Consider the following 16,012-nt stretch of genomic DNA (forward strand, 5'->3'; position numbering starts at 1 on the left):
CTTTACACAAGTTTACAATTCTTGGTTGCGAGAAATCTTATTCTAAGTGAGATTCGGCAGGGGTATCTGTACTTTCGATATATTGACTATCTAGGAGAAAGACACCCCTAGCAAAGCGAATACCCCAATATCCACCGGGTCTGCGGTCGATGACTATACCTTCTTCGCCCATGTGAATGACATTGGGAGGGCGTAGCATGGGCATAGGTTCAGCAGTTTTGACATAAGCTGGTAGCGCCACAACACGGACTTTACTACCAATTGCGAATTCTTTTGACATTTTAATCAAGCGGAGTTTTGATTAACTCATAACTCAAAACTAGCTTGAAAGTCTACTAAATTAAGCAGGGGAATAAATAGGGAAAGGGAAAGGGGATGAAGTTTTTCCCCTTTCCGCATCTTCTGCAAGAAGTCTATATAATCTATTTTGGGATTGAGATGGGCGAGTACTGCCCACCCCAGAATTATTATTTTTTGAAAGATGATTATTGAGGATTGCCTTGTTGACGGCGTGAAGGAGCATTTTGACGGAATTGCTCTAATTTTTGACGCTGTTCTGCGGTTAAGACTGCTTGAATCTGTTGTTTCTCAGACTCGCGAATTTGTCGCATTTGGGTTTTTTGGGCTTCAGTTAGATTTAAGTCAGCAAAACCACCCTTTCCTCGACGTTGACCGGGTTGCCGTTGACCTGTTTGCCCTTGAGCTTTACGTGCTTGCCATTCAGCCCGCCGTGCTTGTTTCGCTGCCTCTAATTTTGCTTTTTGTTCTGGGGTCAAAACTGCTTCAAATTTGGCGCGACTATCGCGGCGAATCGTCTGAATTTGGGCTTTTTGGGCATCTGTTAGACCCAACTCTTTCCAAGGGCCTCTTTCTTTTTGTGGAGTTTGGGCAAGTAACAGGGGTGAAGGAGAGGCTGTTTGAGCGTGAACAGCAAAGGAGGTTGCAGTTAAAGTGAGAGCGATCGCGGAAGCAACTAGCGATAATGCTTTGAGTTTCATTACTTGTCTGGTGGGTTTTTCCTGGTTGGATGCCACCATCATAAGAACTTATCCTCAGCAGTTACATGAGGAGAAAGTCATGGTTATAACCATGACTTTAGTCACGATTGACAAGAGATAGTTAAAAGTTAGAAGTTAGGAGTTAGGAGTTATAAATTATGAAAATTTTGATTATGATGATTTTATCAGTCATTATTTAGCTGATTACCTAACGAATTTGTTCTTTGAATTTGCTTTTAATTTCTCAATCAAGGAACAAATAAACTGTGAAAGCATCTGCTCAAATCTTCAGAATTATTCACTTCTAATTCCTAACTTCTAACTCATAACTCATCACTTCTAACTGGAGCAACGCGACTAATGAGTCGTCCAATTGAAATTAAGAAACATCCTTTTCCGTCTCTGCTTTATCTGGAGTGGACATTACTGGCAATCACCGCATTGACAGCTGTGATACCACCTCCGTTACGGCGATTTCGTCCCAAGCCTCTAGAGCTATCAATTTGTGGTGCATTTCCTGACTTGTCAGTTTGTAGCATATTGCCAGAACTATCAATTTTTAGTCTGATTATTTTTGCGGCAATGGGCTTAACATTACCCAGAAAAAATCAGACAACTAAAGTAATATATACAGTCATTGAAATTTTATTAATTTTAATTATTGGACTTTTTGGGGAAAGATTTGCTCGGCTTTTTCCTTTTCTATATATAATTTTAGTGACTCGTAGTTGTCTAATTTTTCAGTTAAATGGGCGCTTATTCGTTACAAGTTTGTCATTTGCTTTATTTTTAGTTACTACACAACTAAAATATCAATTATTCAATTTTCAAGCATCGCCGCAGGCACAAGAGCGATATCGATTTTTGATTTTGAATTCGTCGCTAGTATTTGGCTTAAGTTTGGTTTTTGTGTTGTTGATGATGAATGCAGTTTTGTCTGAACGGCAAAGTCGAGAAAAGCTAGCTCTTGCTAACGACAAACTCCGTCAATATGCCATGCAAATTGAAAATCAAGCTACCTTAGAAGAACGTAACCGTATTGCTCGTGAAATTCATGATTCATTAGGACATTCTCTGACTGCTTTAAATCTGCAATTAGAAACTGCTTTAAAACTATGGCAATCTAATCCAGGTAAAGCTGAAACATTTCTCGCAACTGCAAAGGAATTAGGTTCAAAAGCACTAAAGGATGTCCGTCAATCTGTTTCTACTATGCGTTCTAACCCCTTACAAGAACAATCTTTAGAAGATGCGATCGCTAGTCTTTCAGAAAATTTTCATCGCTTTAATGGGATATTACCAATTTATCAAATCAACCTGGAATATTCTCTACCACCTGAAATCAATACTGCTATTTATCGAATTACTCAAGAATCTTTAACTAATATATCTAAATATGCGTATGCCACAGAGGTAAAATTGGAACTCACTACGACTAAAGGCAATTTGCAATTGATAATTCAGGATAATGGTAAAGGTTTTGATGTCGGGCAAAATACAACTGGTTTTGGACTTCATAGTATGCGCGATCGCACTTTAGCACTTGGGGGTCAGTTTAATATTAATAGCGCTCTTGGCTGTGGCTGCAAAATTACGGTTAATATTCCATTAACAAGGTTAACATAATGATTAAAGTCTTGCTGGTAGATGACCAAAGTTTAATTCGCCAAGGATTAAGAGCATTATTGGAATTAGAACCAGATTTAGAAATAGTTGGAGAAGCAGAAAACGGCGAACAAGCAATTAATTTTGTTGCAGAATTTCAGCCAGATGTAATATTACTAGATATCAGAATGCCGATTATGGATGGAGTTGCAGCCACAAAGGAGATTCAAAAACGTTTTGCCAAAACTAAGATTTTAGTACTAACGACTTTTGATGATGATGAATATGTGTCAGCAGCTTTAAAAAATGGGGCTATGGGTTATTTATTGAAAGATACACCATCAGAGGAATTAGCTGTTGCTATTCGTGCCGTTCATAAAGGATATACGCAATTAGGCCCAGGTATAGTTAAAAAGCTGTTGACCCAATTTTCCCATGTTGCACCAACTCATTCACTGCCTTTACCATCTAGTTTAGCTGAACTTACTCCTAGAGAAAAAGAGGTTTTGCGATTAATTGCTACAGGCGCTAGTAACCGAGAAATAGCTCACGGACTCTACATTTCTGAGGGGACGGTGAAAAATCATGTTACGAATATTTTAAACAGATTAAATTTGCGCGATCGCACTCAAGCGGCGATTTGGGCAAATACATATTTATCGTATTTGAATGAACCAAGTTAAATAATTTAAAATTAACAATAGCAGTTATTACCTATATTAGTAAGGGTGATTAATGTTTAATATTATGCTTATTATTTTAAAGTTTTATTTTGTCAATACCACGGTTCTTTTTATAAAGACCAAGTTACAACTATTTTCAGGTAAATAGACCACGCAGTAGGGGCACAGCATTGCTCATACGTGTCAACTTAACGTTAAAAGGGCGTTTAGAAACCGCGTCTACACAGACAAAACCCACCTTCGTGGGTTAAGAATTTTTGATTTTGTATTAATCCACGAAGGTGGACTTTGTTTGTGTAGCCGCGAATTCCATTCGCCAAGGCTTAAGTTGACACCAATGGGCATTGCTGTGCCCCTATGACAGATGTTGTTCAAATACATGAAAACTGCTGTAAAGCTAAGTAATTATTGTGAAGTCAGCTACTTTTCCCTAAGTAAGGGATTTCCAACAAATAAATTACTACTACTTATAGGTGGGCAGCGTTCGATCCCAACAAATAATTAAGCTTGCAACAACAGAACCCCGAAACATACTGAGTTAATATATGTAAAAAATAAAAACATCCGTAATCATGCAGTTTAGTATTAATATTTACCAAATTATAATCGGGGTAATCAGGAAGCTGATTGAGAACAACCTATTTAAGCAGTCCCACTATGAATTAAGGGTTGTTCACCATACTCTACCTCTTAAAAAGATATGCCAGATTTATTGCGAAAGGAACTAGGTAATTTTAATAGTGTTGCGAGTTGCGCTAGTGCCCCGTTGTAGGCGATCGCAACACCTAAATTTATATTTTTTTAATTTATCAATCAAGTTTAGGAGCATGGCTTGGTTTTATGACGATAGACTTCGGCAGTATCAAAAGCTACAATGCTGATAGAGGATTTGGGTTTGTTGGTTGTACTTTTTCTAATCCTAATGGAAAAGTTTTCTTCCATATAAAAAAAATCAAGAAAGAATATCCTGAATTAGCCCAAAAATTGGACAATAGCGAAGCTGCTTTTGAAACAGTCAATTTCTGGTATGAAATTGAAACAAATGAAAAAGGCGAACAAGTTAGTAAGCTTTGGCTAGGCAAAGAAAATATACCTCAAAGCTACACACATGAATTATGTGATTTGATCCAAAAAGTAGAGAGTATCTGGAAAAATGTAGCCTCTCCAAAACCTAGTTGGCTTGACCTTGTAACGATAGAGTTACTTGGAGTTGATCGCAGGGATGAATTAAGTGTTGAGCGAGATAACTTAGAGAGCCAACTTAGAGCAGCAGAGGAGGAGCGATGCAGGGAGGCAGAAGCTTTACTCCAAAATGAAATTGCAAGAATAGCTAAGAAGCACCGCTTAGAGAAAACGAAGGCTGATGAGTTGCATCAACTACTAACGGAGATGCGTCCTTTAGGTTTTACACATAGTAGGCAACTCTCGGAACATATTGCAGCATATCGACTTGGTTATAGGTATCCAAATATCTCAGGTATTGTGACAATGGAAGATGGAGGTAGAGAATGGAAGTTTCATGGGGGATTTCCTACAGAAATTTATAAAATTATTTGTAGGGAACTCGGTTTGGATAACCAGAGGACGAGTGCTACAGTAAAAGATTTTGAATCATTTGAGGATTTACACATTAACAGAAGTAGTTCAAAGGGCTAGTCTTAAAAATAAGTTTTTTGATATAGCGCTTCTCGTTGGTATTCAATACACTCTCACCTTGCTTGCATTCCTCTCTCCTAAAAAGACAGAGGTTTTGAGGCTTACTCCCCAACCTAGCTTTCTTAAGGGGCTGAGGGTTAGGTCTGTATTGAACTCAACTAAGAAGCACTATAGCTTATTTAAATAGCTCCAAACATTCATTTTTTAAAATATCTTTTGTAACTTTGATTTTCTTAGATGACTTATCGATTACCTCTTCGCAAGATATATTAATTTGTGATTGATTTACAGTAATTAAATCTTGAATTGAAACACCATATACAATCTCTGATAAACCACTCCAAACACAAGCAGTTGCACACATCGGACAAGGTTCGCCAGTTGTATATATGCTATAACCTTCTAAAGAGGGGTTTTTCAATTTAGCTGTTAAACTACGAATAGCATTGATTTCTGCATGGGCTGATGGATCGTTGTCTCTCTTTACAGTATTATGAGCTACGGCAACGACTTCGTTATCTTTAACAATCACTGCACCGTAGGGTGCATCGCCTTTTTTTGCTTCTGCCAATGCTAAACGCATAAAAGAGTCTGAGTTCATATAAGCTGAGGTTAACATAAGGATAATGGTTAATAATATCGTATTTCTAATGTTATAACTGGGAATTAAGATGTTTTAATGGTCGAATATGTTACTGAGCAGACAAGAAACAGAATTTTACTTAGAAGACCTAGAAACACCAATAGGTAAAGCAATTAATTTAACCCTTGCCTCTTTGGTGCTAATATCATCAGGAATTTTTGTGGCAGAGACATATAATATTCCTGATGATATGCGGTTTCAGTTAAATGTAGCTGATACTGCGATCGTCATCATCTTCGCTGTGGAATATTTGCTTCGCCTGTGGAGTGCGGAAAACAAAATTAAGTATATTTTTAGTTTTTATTCGATTATTGACTTAATGGCGATTCTACCATTTTTTCTCGGTATGGTAGATATTAGCTTTATCCGTTTATTACGATGGTTTCGGATTTTACGATTATTTAGATTTATAGATAGAAAGTTTTTATTTGCTAGCATCAGCAGTGAAGATGGGATGATTTTTGCGCGAATATTATTTACCTTATTTGCAATTGTTTTTATTTACTCTGGCTTAATTTATCAAGTCGAGCATCCGGTTAATCCTGAAAATTACGGTACATTTTTGGATGCATTCTACTTCTCTGTTGTCACAATGACAACTGTAGGATTTGGTGATGTTATTCCAATTTCGGAATCAGGACGTTTGCTAACAGTATTGATGATTTTTACCGGAATTGCATTGATTCCTTGGCAAGTGGGGGATTTAATTAAGCAAGTAGTGAAAACTGCTAATCAGGTAGAAATAGTTTGTTCGGGTTGTGGTTTAGCTTTCCATGATGTAAATGCTGGGTTTTGTCAGAGATGCGGGACTAAGTTACCTAGTCGCAGGATTGATTAAACATCTGGTGAAATTATAGCAGGAGGCAGGAGGTAAAACTATTGCTAGCTCTAGCATTCACCCTTTACAAATGTCCTAACTTATGTAACTACGGCTATAAATATGCGTTATCTATCATCCTTGGAGAGATGTAGCACTGCTACGTCTCTCCGTTCTTTTTAACTCCTATAGGATATCTCCCTTGATGAAAACCCAGGTTCAGTTTAAGGTGTCGTCTGCGGTGGATTGGGAGAATTAGGAAATGGAAGAGTTGGTACAATTACAGGTACAGGCTTTGCTTTTTCGCCTTGCAGTTGAATTTGGGCTTGATTGCGGCCCTCTATTGCTTGTTGGTAGTTAGGCTTGTATTTTATTGCTCGATCGTAAGAAGCGATCGCATCTTGAAACCGTTTTAAATTTAATAGAGCATTGCCTCTACTATACCAGCTTTCGGAATGGTCTGGTTTATAACGAACTGCCTTATTATAAGACGCGATCGCATCTTCGTATTTCTGCAATATGTATTGTGAATTTCCCAAATTATACCAGAGTTGATAGTTATTTGGCTTAAGTGTCGCCGCTTTACTATAAGCTTTTATTGCTTCTTCATAGCGTTTGTTTTGATGCAGCGACCATCCCAAATTATACCATGCTTGATAGCTTCTGGGGTTGTATTTAATTACTTGATTAAAAGATTCAATCGCTTCTGGGTAACGCTGTAAATTCAGTGATATATTACCTCTAGATAACCAAGCTTGGTAATAATCTGGCTGATATTGCACCGATTTATCATAAGCTGTAAATGCATCTTGATAGCGTTTTAAATTGACTAGTGCATTCCCCAAATTATACCAGGCTTGCTCGTAGTCTGGTTTTAAATCTACGACTTTTTGATAAGCGGCGATCGCTTCTTCATATTGTCTAGAGTTCTGCAAAGCTAATCCTTTTTTATACCAAGCTTCGTAATTATCTGGTTTGAGTTCAATTGCCTTTTCATAAGACTTAATTGCTTGGTCATATTGGTTTAAATTGCTGAAAGCTTCACCCCTAGCATTCCAGACTTCTGAGTTGTCATTCTTTAATTCTAAGGCTTTATCAAAAGAGGCGATCGCTTCTTGATATCGCTGTAAATTTCCTAATACAGTACCACGTCCAATCCAAGCATCTAAATAATCTGGCTGAATTTGAATTGCTTTGTCATACGCCACTAATGCGTCTTTGTATTTTCTTAATTTATTTAGTGTTTTGCCTTGACCATTCCAAGCTTGAGCATAATCTGGTCTGAGATTAACGGCTTTTTCATATACTTCTAGCGCGTCTTGATAGCGTTGTAAATCAAAAAATGTATTTCCTTGTTTAGATAATTCTATAGCATTATTTGAATTAATGTAATTCCAAATAAATATTGATGCTATTCCGCCAACAGTAAAGAAAAATATTGTTAGTAAAATTTTACCTAAAACACCTTTTTTTGGTTCAGGTTTGTTGATATTTTTTGGTGGAGGAGGAGTTAACGCTATTGTCTGAACAGGTGGTTGTCTTAATTCTTTCAGCGCTTGTAATGCCACCGTTGCCGAAGGATAGCGTTGCCGAAAGTCGTAGCACACCATTTTATCTAAGAATTGAGAAAATTCTGGTGTTACCGTGGCTTTATCGTGCCAGATAATTTCATTAGTATCAGCATCTTTTACTATTTCCTCTGGTGATAATCCAGTGAGAGCTTGAATAGCAATGATTCCCACAGCATAGATATCACTGCTTAATTTTGGCGTACCATGAGCTTGTTCCCCAGGAATATATCCAGGCGTACCGATAGCTACTGTTGCAAGAGTTTGACCTTGGGGAGTAATAACTTGAGTTGCAATTTGTTTAACTGCACCAAAATCAATTAAAATTAGTTTGCCATCTGGTTGGCGTCTAAGAATATTGTGAGGATTGACATCACGATGAATTACATTCTGTTGATGGACAAATTCTAAGATTGTCAAAAGTTCTTGTAAAAGTGAAATGACTTCTTCTTGACTGAGGATTTTACCTGATGTTAATTCTTTACTCAGGTCATGACCTTCGATCAATTCTTGTACAAGATAGAATTCGGCATTTTCCTCAAAGTAAGCTAAAAGTTGGGGAATGCGATCGTGAGTTCCTAATTTATACAGAACTTGTGCTTCCGTATCAAATAAACGCCTAGCTGTTTCCAAAGTTACCGGATCGCTTGCCTGGGGTTTGAGTTTCTTAACAACACATAGAGGTGAACCAGGTAATTGGGTATCACAAGCCACAAAAGTTTCACCAAAACCCCCACCTCCCAAGTTACTAATAATTTGGTATCTTCCTACAAGTGTGTTTCCTAGCATCTTGTTTGCCTAGTTAAGTGCAATGCGATCTGATTTCAATCTTGCCACAGGCTAAGAAGGAGTGATGGAGGCAGAGGAGGCAGAGGAGGCAGAGGAGGCAGGGGAGGCAGGGGGAGAATAACTAATGACGACAAATGACCAATGACAAATGACAAATGACAAATTTATATGATTCCTATTAGTGATAACATTCGTTGTCGAAATAAACCAATTATTAATTACTGGTTGATTGGCATTAACCTGGCTGTATTTTTATGGGAACTTAAACTAGAGTTTAGCGGTCAATTAGGCTATTTTGTCAATACTTGGGGTATGATTCCAGCGCAGATTAGTGGAGCAGTTACCAATGCTCTCTTTTTCAACTCAGCTGCTTGGATAGTTGTAATTTGGCGGGTATTTACCCTATTTTTTGGAATGTTTCTGCACGGCAGTTTTAGTCAAATATTAGGAAATTTACTATTTTTGTGGGTTTTTGGGAAAACTGTAGAAAATCTTTTAGGACACAGACGCTATTTAGGATTTTATCTGGCTGCTGGTCTAATGACAGGTGTAATACAAATTCTGCTTGAACCGAGTTTGCCAGTTCCCTTGATTGGGGCAAATGGTGCGATCGCAGCTATTTTAGGAGTATACGTTATGAAGTTTCCTAAAGCTACAATTGACACTGTTTTGCCGCTAATAATCTTGTATATCCCGATCCAACTACCAGCCTTTTTTTATATATTTTGGTGGTTTGTACAACAATTTTTTTATGGTATAGGCAGTTTAAATATTCCTCCTGTTGGCGTAAATCAATCGGGTGTTGTCGTCTTAGGGCAGGTTGTGGCATTATTAATTGGTGCAGCTTTCATCCGAATAAAGAAATAAATTTTAATTTAGCTATCTAGCTATTATTTCTAAGGTGGACACTATTAACTGACTGATGTCATAAAGCTCAATTTTGATATTTTTGGCAGTGTTTACCCTACAGTTCTTGAAACTCATATATACCTTTTGGCTGAAATATATAAATTGTTTTTGCTTAATAAAGCATAATTAATCAAACGCTGACGCTGTATTAAATTTTATTTTTAAATTTTTAATTTTTAATTCCGCCTTGCGGTACTAGGGAATATTTACTCTTCAAGTGGATATTGTTAAATATTAACGGTGTAGAATATGCAAAATGTTGAGAAAATTAACTTTCAACTTACTGAAGAATTAGCAGTTTTGCGGCAGCGGGTAGCTGAGTTAGAGCAATCAGAGATATTTTATCAACAAAGGCAAGCAGCGCTTGAAGAACAATTAACAGAACTAAAAAGAAAGCTGCCAGTAGAAGCAGAAAATCCTTATATTAAAGTTAAGGAAACATCTGGGCATCTCATGCCTACAGAGGTAGCAGTAATTTTAGAACAACTCCAACAAGAAGTTGCGGCGCGACAGCAGCTAGAAGTATTTCTCAGGGAAAGTGAAGAACGGCTGAGGCTAACTCTAGAGGTATCGCAGATGGGATTGTGGGATTGGAATATTGTTACCAATCAAGTCATCTGGTCTGAAAATTATGAACTGCTTTTTGGTCTACTTCCAAGTAGTTATGATAGTCCTTATGAAACGTTTAAAAAATGCGTTCATCCTGAAGATAGCCAATCTGTAATGCAAGCGATCGCCCACGCTTTGACACAAAAGACTGACTACAATGATGAATTTCGTATAGTTCGCTCAGACCAAAGTACACATTGGATTTATGCTAACGGAAAATTTATCTATAACGCTCAAGGCCAAGCGGTGCGAATGATCGGCGTTTGTATGGAAACTACTGTGTGTCAGCAGGCAAAAGAAAGTACTCGCGAACTCACAACACAAGTCCAAGAACAGGCAAATATTTTAAATGCCATCCTCACTGCTTCAGTAGATCATATTTACATCTTTAATTGCCAAGGTCGTTATCAATATGTCAGCCGCGATGGAGCAACTATACTAGGTTTAAATCCCGAAGATATTATCGGTAAAAGTTTGCCAGAAATGGATTTACCCGCAGACCTAATAACCCAGGTAGATAATCAACGACTTGCTGTAATGAAAACTGGGCAACCGATTAAAGATGAGTGTAAATATATTACTCGTGATGGCGTACATTATTATGAATATATTCTCACACCATTACGGAATGTTGACCAAACTATTGAAGGCGTAATTACTGTTTCTCGTGATATTACCGAACACAAACGGGCAGAAAAAATTTTACGTGAAAGTGAAGCACGTTTTCGGCGTTTGTTTGAATCTAACTTGATTGGGGTCGCTTTTTGGAATGTGCATGGCTTTGTGATTGATGCCAATGATGCCTTTCTTCAACTAGCTGGCTACACTCGTGATGAGTTTGCTACTTTAGGTGGAATTAATTGGAGAGAACTGACTCCTGTTGAGTATCAGGATTCAGACGATCGCGCCCTTTTGGAGGTGCAAACCACCGGAGTTTCCAAAATTTATGAGAAAGAGTACATCCAGCGTAACGGCAAGCGAGTACCAATTGTTTTGGGGATAGCTTTGCTGAATGATTCCCAAGAACATGGTGTTGCTTTTATACTGGACATCACCGAGCGCAAATTGGCTGAACAAGAATGCGATCGCCTACTCGATTGCGAAAGGACAGCACGACAACAAGCAGAAATCGCCAACCAAATTAAAGATGAGTTTCTGGCGGTTCTCTCCCATGAACTGCGAACCCCACTCAATCCCATCCTGGGATGGTCGAAAATGCTGCGGACTCGCAAGTTTGATGAAAAAACTACTAACCACGCCTTAGAAACCATTGAACGCAACGCGAAGTTACAAACCCAGCTAATTGAAGATTTGTTGGATGTGTCGCGCATCCTGCAAGGAAAATTAAACTTGAATATCTGTCCTGTCAGCTTGGTAATGGTAGTTGAAGCAGTGCTAGAAACAGTAAAACTAGCAGCACAAGCCAAGTCAATTCAAATTCAGACCTTATTTGATACCAATTTGGGACAAGTGATGGGCGACCCAAATCGGCTGCAACAAGTTGTGTGGAACTTGCTTTCTAATGCAGTAAAATTTACACCAACAGGAGGACGGGTAGAAATTCGACTCATGGAAGCTGGTAATCAGGCTCAAATTCAAGTCAGCGATACAGGTAAGGGAATTAGCCTAGACTTTTTGCCTTATGTGTTCGATTACTTTCGCCAAGCTGATGGCACAAGTACACGCACATTTGGTGGACTAGGTTTAGGATTAGCGATCGTGCGTAAGGTTGTAGAAATGCATGGGGGAAATGTTCAAGCCGAAAGTCTGGGAGAAGGATTGGGTGCAACCTTCACTGTCGAGTTACCGCTTTTGGTGAGAAGCGAACAATTTCGGGGTGAAGAGAATCAGTCCTCATATTCAGAGCCGGAATCCTCGCTGCTTGCAGACACTCAAGTTTTGGTAGTGGACGATGAACCAGATATCCGCGATTTAGTTACCTTTATTTTGCAAGACTACGGCGTGCAAGTAACCGCCGTATCATCAGCACAGGAAGCACTACAAGCGCTATCTGACTCGATACCAGATGTTTTAATTAGCGATATTGGAATGCCAAAAACAGACGGTTATATGCTGATGCGTGAAGTGCGATCGCGATCCCCTGAACAAGGAGGAAACGTACCCGCGATCGCTCTGACAGCTTATGCAGGCGAAATGAATCAACAGCAAGCATTAGCCGCAGGTTTTCAAATGCATATTTCTAAACCAGTAGATCCAGATGTATTGGTACAAGCGATCGCTGATTTGATTGAACCAAGTTGATACTAGATTGGCGTCCGTCGGCTGTCTATCACTTTAGTGTTGTACGATGTCTACTGCTTTCCTGCTAGACTCTGAATAGCCTTTATGCTTTTAGAAATTATGGCATCTGTTGAGCAGATTATGAAAGAAGCCTTAACTTTGCCCAGTGCAGCGAGAGCATTGTTGGCAGAAAAGCTGGTTGAAAGTCTTGAATTTGATGTAGAAGAAACACTTCAAACACTGTGGACAGATGAAGCCAAGAAGCGTAGAGATGAAGTTGGTAGCGGTGCAGTTTCACCCATTCCTGGAGAGGAAGCGTTAGCTAGAGTAAGACAACTTTTGGAGTAATGAAATACGTCTTTCATCCAGCAGCATTAACTGAATACGGTGAAGCAGTCAAGTTTTACGCAGAGCGCCGGGTTGAATTAGCACAAGCATTTATTAACGCGGTTGAGGATGCAATTTTCCAAATTATCCAGTCACCGAGTCGCTGGGCTATTGTTGACGAAGACATTCGTCGATGTCTAACGCGCAAATTTCCCTATGGAATTTTATACACTATTGAGGAAGATCGCGTTTTAATTTTGGCGGTAATGCACTGTAGCCGCGAACCGGGATACTGGAAAGAGCGTGTTCAAGAGAAACCATCAGATGGATAAAATAAACTTGAAATAAATTTATAAAAATGGAATCAGCAGCAAAATTTCAAATGTATATTTCCAGTAGATCCAGATGTATTGGTAAAAGCGATCGCTCAGGAACACTACTAAAGGTACTAGTTATCGCTTTGAGAATCGCTATAAGATGACAAAAAGGGTGTTCTAGATTTGGATGAAAATGACTGAGCAACGTGATGCTGATTTACCATCAACTGATTCTCAGCAATTGAGCGAACCGACCGACAAAACGATTACCAAGCCGGTCGATAATTCCTGGACAAATCAGATTGCTGGCGTATGGAACAAAGCAACAACACGTCTAACACAACACCTACCCGTAGAACAACTGGCACAGACAGTTGTTGAATGGTTTAGTGTCAGCGATACTCAGGTTGCAGAGATTTTAGAGAAAATCCGAGCCGAACTGCCAACCACAGAAGCCCTCTTAATTGGTAAACCTCAAGCTGGGAAAAGTTCTATTGTGCGGGGATTGACGGGAGTTTCTGCTGAAATTATCGGTCAAGGATTTCGCCCACACACGCAACACACCCAACGTTATGCCTATCCTTCTAATGATCTGTCACTACTGATTTTTACTGATACAGTGGGGCTGGGTGATGTCAAACAAGATACTCAAAAAATTATTCAGGAGTTAGTTGGCGATTTACAACAGGAAACTCGTTCCGCCAGAATCCTACTTTTGACGGTTAAAATTAATGATTTTGCAACTGATACCCTACGACAAATTGCTCAACAACTGCGCCAGAAGTATCCAGACATTCCCTGTCTGCTGGTAGTTACCTGCTTGCACGAAGTTTATCCTGGCGATACCGTCGATCATCCCACCTATCCGCCAGATTATCAAGAAGTCAACCGCGCATTTGCCGCAATCCAACAAGCCTTCGCAGGAATAAGCGATCGCTCTGTACTAATTGACTTTACCTTAGAAGAAGATGGCTACACTCAAGTATTTTATGGCTTAGAAGCACTGCGAGATTCTTTAGCAGAACTACTCCCACAAGCAGAAGCCCAAGCGATTTATCAGCTATTAGATCGAGAAGAAGTTGGGAAGCAAATTGGCAACCTTTACCGAGATACTGCCCGCCGTTATATTTTGCCATTTGCGATTATGTCTGCAACTCTGGCTGCCGTACCTCTACCATTTGCCACAATGCCCGTACTGACTGCTTTGCAAGTATCAATGGTGGGACTGTTGGGTAAATTATATGGGCAGACAGTTACTCCATCTCAGGCGGGAGGCGTTGTGAGTGCGATCGCAGGTGGTTTTTTCGCACAGGCAATTGCCAGAGAGTTAATTAAATTTATACCAGGTTTTGGGAGTGCGATCGCAGCTTCTTGGGCAGCCGCCTATACCTGGGCACTAGGCGAAGCAGCCTGTGTTTACTTTGGCGATCTAATGGGAGGTAAAAAACCCGATCCTCAAAAAATTCAGTTAGTGATGCAAGAAGCATTTAAAGCGGCGCAAGAACGGTTTAAGGGGATTAAACTTTAGGAGTAGTTACAATCCAGTTCAGGTGATTTGATTTTGAATTTTTTTGAATTCTTTCTCCAAACAAAGTAAAGCTTTCTGAAATCCATTCCTAGACAGAACTATAAAGAAAAAAGCCCTAGTCGAAATACTTATTTAAAAGTATTTTTTATATCTGACTAGAGGCTGATGAAGATAAAGCATTTGATTAGTTTCCTAGATAAGGAGAGGCTACACAAAATCGGATAAAAGTTTGGCAACTGTTTGATTTTGTGTCAGCATCTGCAATTAACAGAGGAATTCAAATGTTTTATCACAATAAGAAACTCCAGTATTTTAAGCCGCCAGAAAAACCAGATGCGGTTTATGCAATGAAAATTCAAGAACTCATCGGCGGTACTTTTGGTGAAATGACCGTGATGATGCAGTATCTGTTTCAGGGCTGGAACTGTCGAGGCCCTGCCAAGTACCGGGATATGCTGCTAGATGTTGGGACTGAGGAAATCGGTCACATTGAGATGCTGGCAACGATGATTGCCCATCTTCTAGATAAAGCGCCGCTCAAAATGCAAGAAGAAAGTGTCAAAGATGCGGTTGTGGGTGCTGTCATGGGCGGTAGTAACCCACGGGATGTAATTATGGCGGCGGCGATGAACCCTCAACACGCCATTGTCTCTGGTTTAGGTGCAACACCATCTGATAGCGTCGGCTATCCTTGGAATGGTCGTTTTATTGTCTCCAGTGGCAACTTGTTGGCAGATTTCCGGTCTAATCTCCACGCTGAAAGTCAGGGACGTTTGCAAGCAGTGCGACTGTATGAAATGACGGACGATCCAGGAGTGAAAGATACCTTGAGCTTTATGATCGCTCGTGATACGATGCATCAAAACTTGTGGCTAGCAACCATTGAAGATTTAGAAAGTTCTGGATTAGAAACCACTCCGGTTCCCAGTTCCTTCCCGTTGGAATTGGAGAAACGCGAGTTTTCTTATCAGTTCTGGAATCACTCAGAAGGCACAGAAAGCGCCGAAGGTCGTTGGGCAAAAGGCCCCTCAATGGATGGCAAAGGCGAATTCGAGTATGTGGAAAATCCCCAACCACTAGGCCCAGAACCGCAACCTCCTGTGCCCGATCCACGACTGCATGGTACCTCGAAAATGCCACTGGCACAAGGCGACCTTTAAAGCGCACCCCCTTTGATTGACCGTATAACAAATATCGGTGGCTAATCATATTTCCAGCAATACCATTCTACAAAACACCTGATACAGATATATAGCTTTGGTAGCACAGCTAGCTGTGTTACCTGCATCCAAAGGAGAACGCTGTATTGCAATATGATTCAG

At 39.6% G+C, this 16,012-nt stretch carries 14 protein-coding genes; 10 read left to right on the plus strand and 4 right to left on the minus strand.

Features of this window, described 5'->3' with window-relative positions; all coding sequences use genetic code 11:
- Positions 1–37 precede the first annotated feature (37 nt).
- Complete coding sequence (gene sipA / locus RMZ95_RS16120; RefSeq protein ID WP_322682666.1) at positions 38–280, minus strand: regulatory protein SipA; 243 nt, start codon at positions 278–280, stop codon at positions 38–40.
- Positions 281–485: 205 nt separating this feature from the next.
- Positions 486–998, minus strand: coding sequence for a P pilus assembly/Cpx signaling pathway, periplasmic inhibitor/zinc-resistance associated protein (locus RMZ95_RS16125; protein WP_322670533.1), 513 nt, complete (start codon positions 996–998; stop codon positions 486–488).
- 360 nt (positions 999–1,358) lie between these two features.
- Between RMZ95_RS16125 and RMZ95_RS16130 the strand changes: the two genes are divergently transcribed.
- The 3 genes from RMZ95_RS16130 to RMZ95_RS16140 all read left to right on the plus strand — a co-directional run bounded on the left by RMZ95_RS16130 (position 1,359) and on the right by RMZ95_RS16140 (position 4,942).
- Positions 1,359–2,624, plus strand: coding sequence for a sensor histidine kinase (locus tag RMZ95_RS16130; protein ID WP_322682665.1), 1,266 nt, complete (start codon positions 1,359–1,361; stop codon positions 2,622–2,624).
- Positions 2,624–3,286 carry a response regulator gene (locus RMZ95_RS16135; RefSeq protein WP_094347645.1) on the plus strand — a complete coding sequence of 221 codons (663 nt, stop codon included), beginning with the start codon at positions 2,624–2,626 and terminating at the stop codon, positions 3,284–3,286. Before RMZ95_RS16130 ends, RMZ95_RS16135 begins: the two co-directional genes overlap by 1 nt.
- 840 nt (positions 3,287–4,126) lie before the next feature.
- Entirely contained in the window at positions 4,127–4,942 is an 816-nt protein-coding gene (locus RMZ95_RS16140; protein WP_322682664.1) for a hypothetical protein, read from the plus strand.
- A gap of 175 nt (positions 4,943–5,117) precedes the next feature.
- On the opposite strand, the gene RMZ95_RS16145 is transcribed toward RMZ95_RS16140, so the two are convergent.
- Complete coding sequence (locus RMZ95_RS16145; RefSeq protein WP_322682663.1) at positions 5,118–5,543, minus strand: nucleoside deaminase; 426 nt, start codon at positions 5,541–5,543, stop codon at positions 5,118–5,120.
- A gap of 88 nt (positions 5,544–5,631) precedes the next feature.
- On the opposite strand from RMZ95_RS16145, the gene RMZ95_RS16150 reads away from it, so the two are divergent.
- Positions 5,632–6,423 carry an ion transporter gene (locus tag RMZ95_RS16150; RefSeq protein ID WP_322682662.1) on the plus strand — a complete coding sequence of 264 codons (792 nt, stop codon included), beginning with the start codon at positions 5,632–5,634 and terminating at the stop codon, positions 6,421–6,423.
- A gap of 203 nt (positions 6,424–6,626) precedes the next feature.
- Here the strand turns inward: RMZ95_RS16150 and RMZ95_RS16155 are convergent, their stop codons facing one another.
- On the minus strand, positions 6,627–8,759 hold the full coding sequence (locus tag RMZ95_RS16155) for a tetratricopeptide repeat protein (RefSeq protein WP_322682661.1): 2,133 nt from the start codon (positions 8,757–8,759) through the stop codon (positions 6,627–6,629).
- Positions 8,760–8,927: 168 nt separating this feature from the next.
- Here RMZ95_RS16155 and RMZ95_RS16160 point away from each other — a divergent pair, with 168 nt between their 5' ends.
- The 6 genes from RMZ95_RS16160 to RMZ95_RS16185 all read left to right on the plus strand — a co-directional run bounded on the left by RMZ95_RS16160 (position 8,928) and on the right by RMZ95_RS16185 (position 15,850).
- The gene (locus tag RMZ95_RS16160) at positions 8,928–9,626 is read left to right on the plus strand and encodes a rhomboid family intramembrane serine protease (protein WP_322682660.1); all 699 of its coding nucleotides are present in this window, start codon (positions 8,928–8,930) and stop codon (positions 9,624–9,626) included.
- A gap of 291 nt (positions 9,627–9,917) precedes the next feature.
- Positions 9,918–12,539, plus strand: a complete 2,622-nt coding sequence (locus RMZ95_RS16165; protein ID WP_322682659.1) for a PAS domain S-box protein — start codon at positions 9,918–9,920, stop codon at positions 12,537–12,539.
- A gap of 99 nt (positions 12,540–12,638) precedes the next feature.
- Positions 12,639–12,866 carry an addiction module protein gene (locus tag RMZ95_RS16170; RefSeq protein WP_322682749.1) on the plus strand — a complete coding sequence of 76 codons (228 nt, stop codon included), beginning with the start codon at positions 12,639–12,641 and terminating at the stop codon, positions 12,864–12,866.
- Positions 12,866–13,177: a type II toxin-antitoxin system RelE/ParE family toxin gene (locus tag RMZ95_RS16175; protein WP_322682658.1), complete on the plus strand. Its 312-nt coding sequence runs from the start codon at positions 12,866–12,868 to the stop codon at positions 13,175–13,177. The genes RMZ95_RS16170 and RMZ95_RS16175 overlap by 1 nt, the downstream gene beginning before the upstream one ends.
- Positions 13,178–13,355: 178 nt before the next feature.
- Complete coding sequence (locus tag RMZ95_RS16180) at positions 13,356–14,690, plus strand: 50S ribosome-binding GTPase (RefSeq protein WP_322682657.1); 1,335 nt, start codon at positions 13,356–13,358, stop codon at positions 14,688–14,690.
- Between the two features lie 281 nt (positions 14,691–14,971).
- Positions 14,972–15,850 (plus strand): manganese catalase family protein, encoded by an 879-nt coding sequence (locus tag RMZ95_RS16185; RefSeq protein WP_322669217.1) that lies wholly within the window; start codon positions 14,972–14,974, stop codon positions 15,848–15,850.
- Positions 15,851–16,012: the final 162 nt, after the last annotated feature.

Origin of the sequence: Nostoc sp. DedQUE07, assembly GCF_034530975.2 — a bacterium.
Classification (GTDB): Bacteria; Cyanobacteriota; Cyanobacteriia; order Cyanobacteriales; family Nostocaceae; genus Nostoc.

Coding starts and splice junctions, on each gene's coding strand:
- sipA (WP_322682666.1), bottom strand. CDS start 280: ATGTCAAAAGAATTCGCAATTGGTAGTAAAGTCCGTGTTGTGGCGCTA.
- RMZ95_RS16125 (WP_322670533.1), bottom strand. CDS start 998: ATGAAACTCAAAGCATTATCGCTAGTTGCTTCCGCGATCGCTCTCACT.
- RMZ95_RS16130 (WP_322682665.1), top strand. CDS start 1,359: ATGAGTCGTCCAATTGAAATTAAGAAACATCCTTTTCCGTCTCTGCTT.
- RMZ95_RS16135 (WP_094347645.1), top strand. CDS start 2,624: ATGATTAAAGTCTTGCTGGTAGATGACCAAAGTTTAATTCGCCAAGGA.
- RMZ95_RS16140 (WP_322682664.1), top strand. CDS start 4,127: ATGACGATAGACTTCGGCAGTATCAAAAGCTACAATGCTGATAGAGGA.
- RMZ95_RS16145 (WP_322682663.1), bottom strand. CDS start 5,543: ATGAACTCAGACTCTTTTATGCGTTTAGCATTGGCAGAAGCAAAAAAA.
- RMZ95_RS16150 (WP_322682662.1), top strand. CDS start 5,632: ATGTTACTGAGCAGACAAGAAACAGAATTTTACTTAGAAGACCTAGAA.
- RMZ95_RS16155 (WP_322682661.1), bottom strand. CDS start 8,759: ATGCTAGGAAACACACTTGTAGGAAGATACCAAATTATTAGTAACTTG.
- RMZ95_RS16160 (WP_322682660.1), top strand. CDS start 8,928: ATGATTCCTATTAGTGATAACATTCGTTGTCGAAATAAACCAATTATT.
- RMZ95_RS16165 (WP_322682659.1), top strand. CDS start 9,918: ATGCAAAATGTTGAGAAAATTAACTTTCAACTTACTGAAGAATTAGCA.
- RMZ95_RS16170 (WP_322682749.1), top strand. CDS start 12,639: ATGGCATCTGTTGAGCAGATTATGAAAGAAGCCTTAACTTTGCCCAGT.
- RMZ95_RS16175 (WP_322682658.1), top strand. CDS start 12,866: ATGAAATACGTCTTTCATCCAGCAGCATTAACTGAATACGGTGAAGCA.
- RMZ95_RS16180 (WP_322682657.1), top strand. CDS start 13,356: ATGACTGAGCAACGTGATGCTGATTTACCATCAACTGATTCTCAGCAA.
- RMZ95_RS16185 (WP_322669217.1), top strand. CDS start 14,972: ATGTTTTATCACAATAAGAAACTCCAGTATTTTAAGCCGCCAGAAAAA.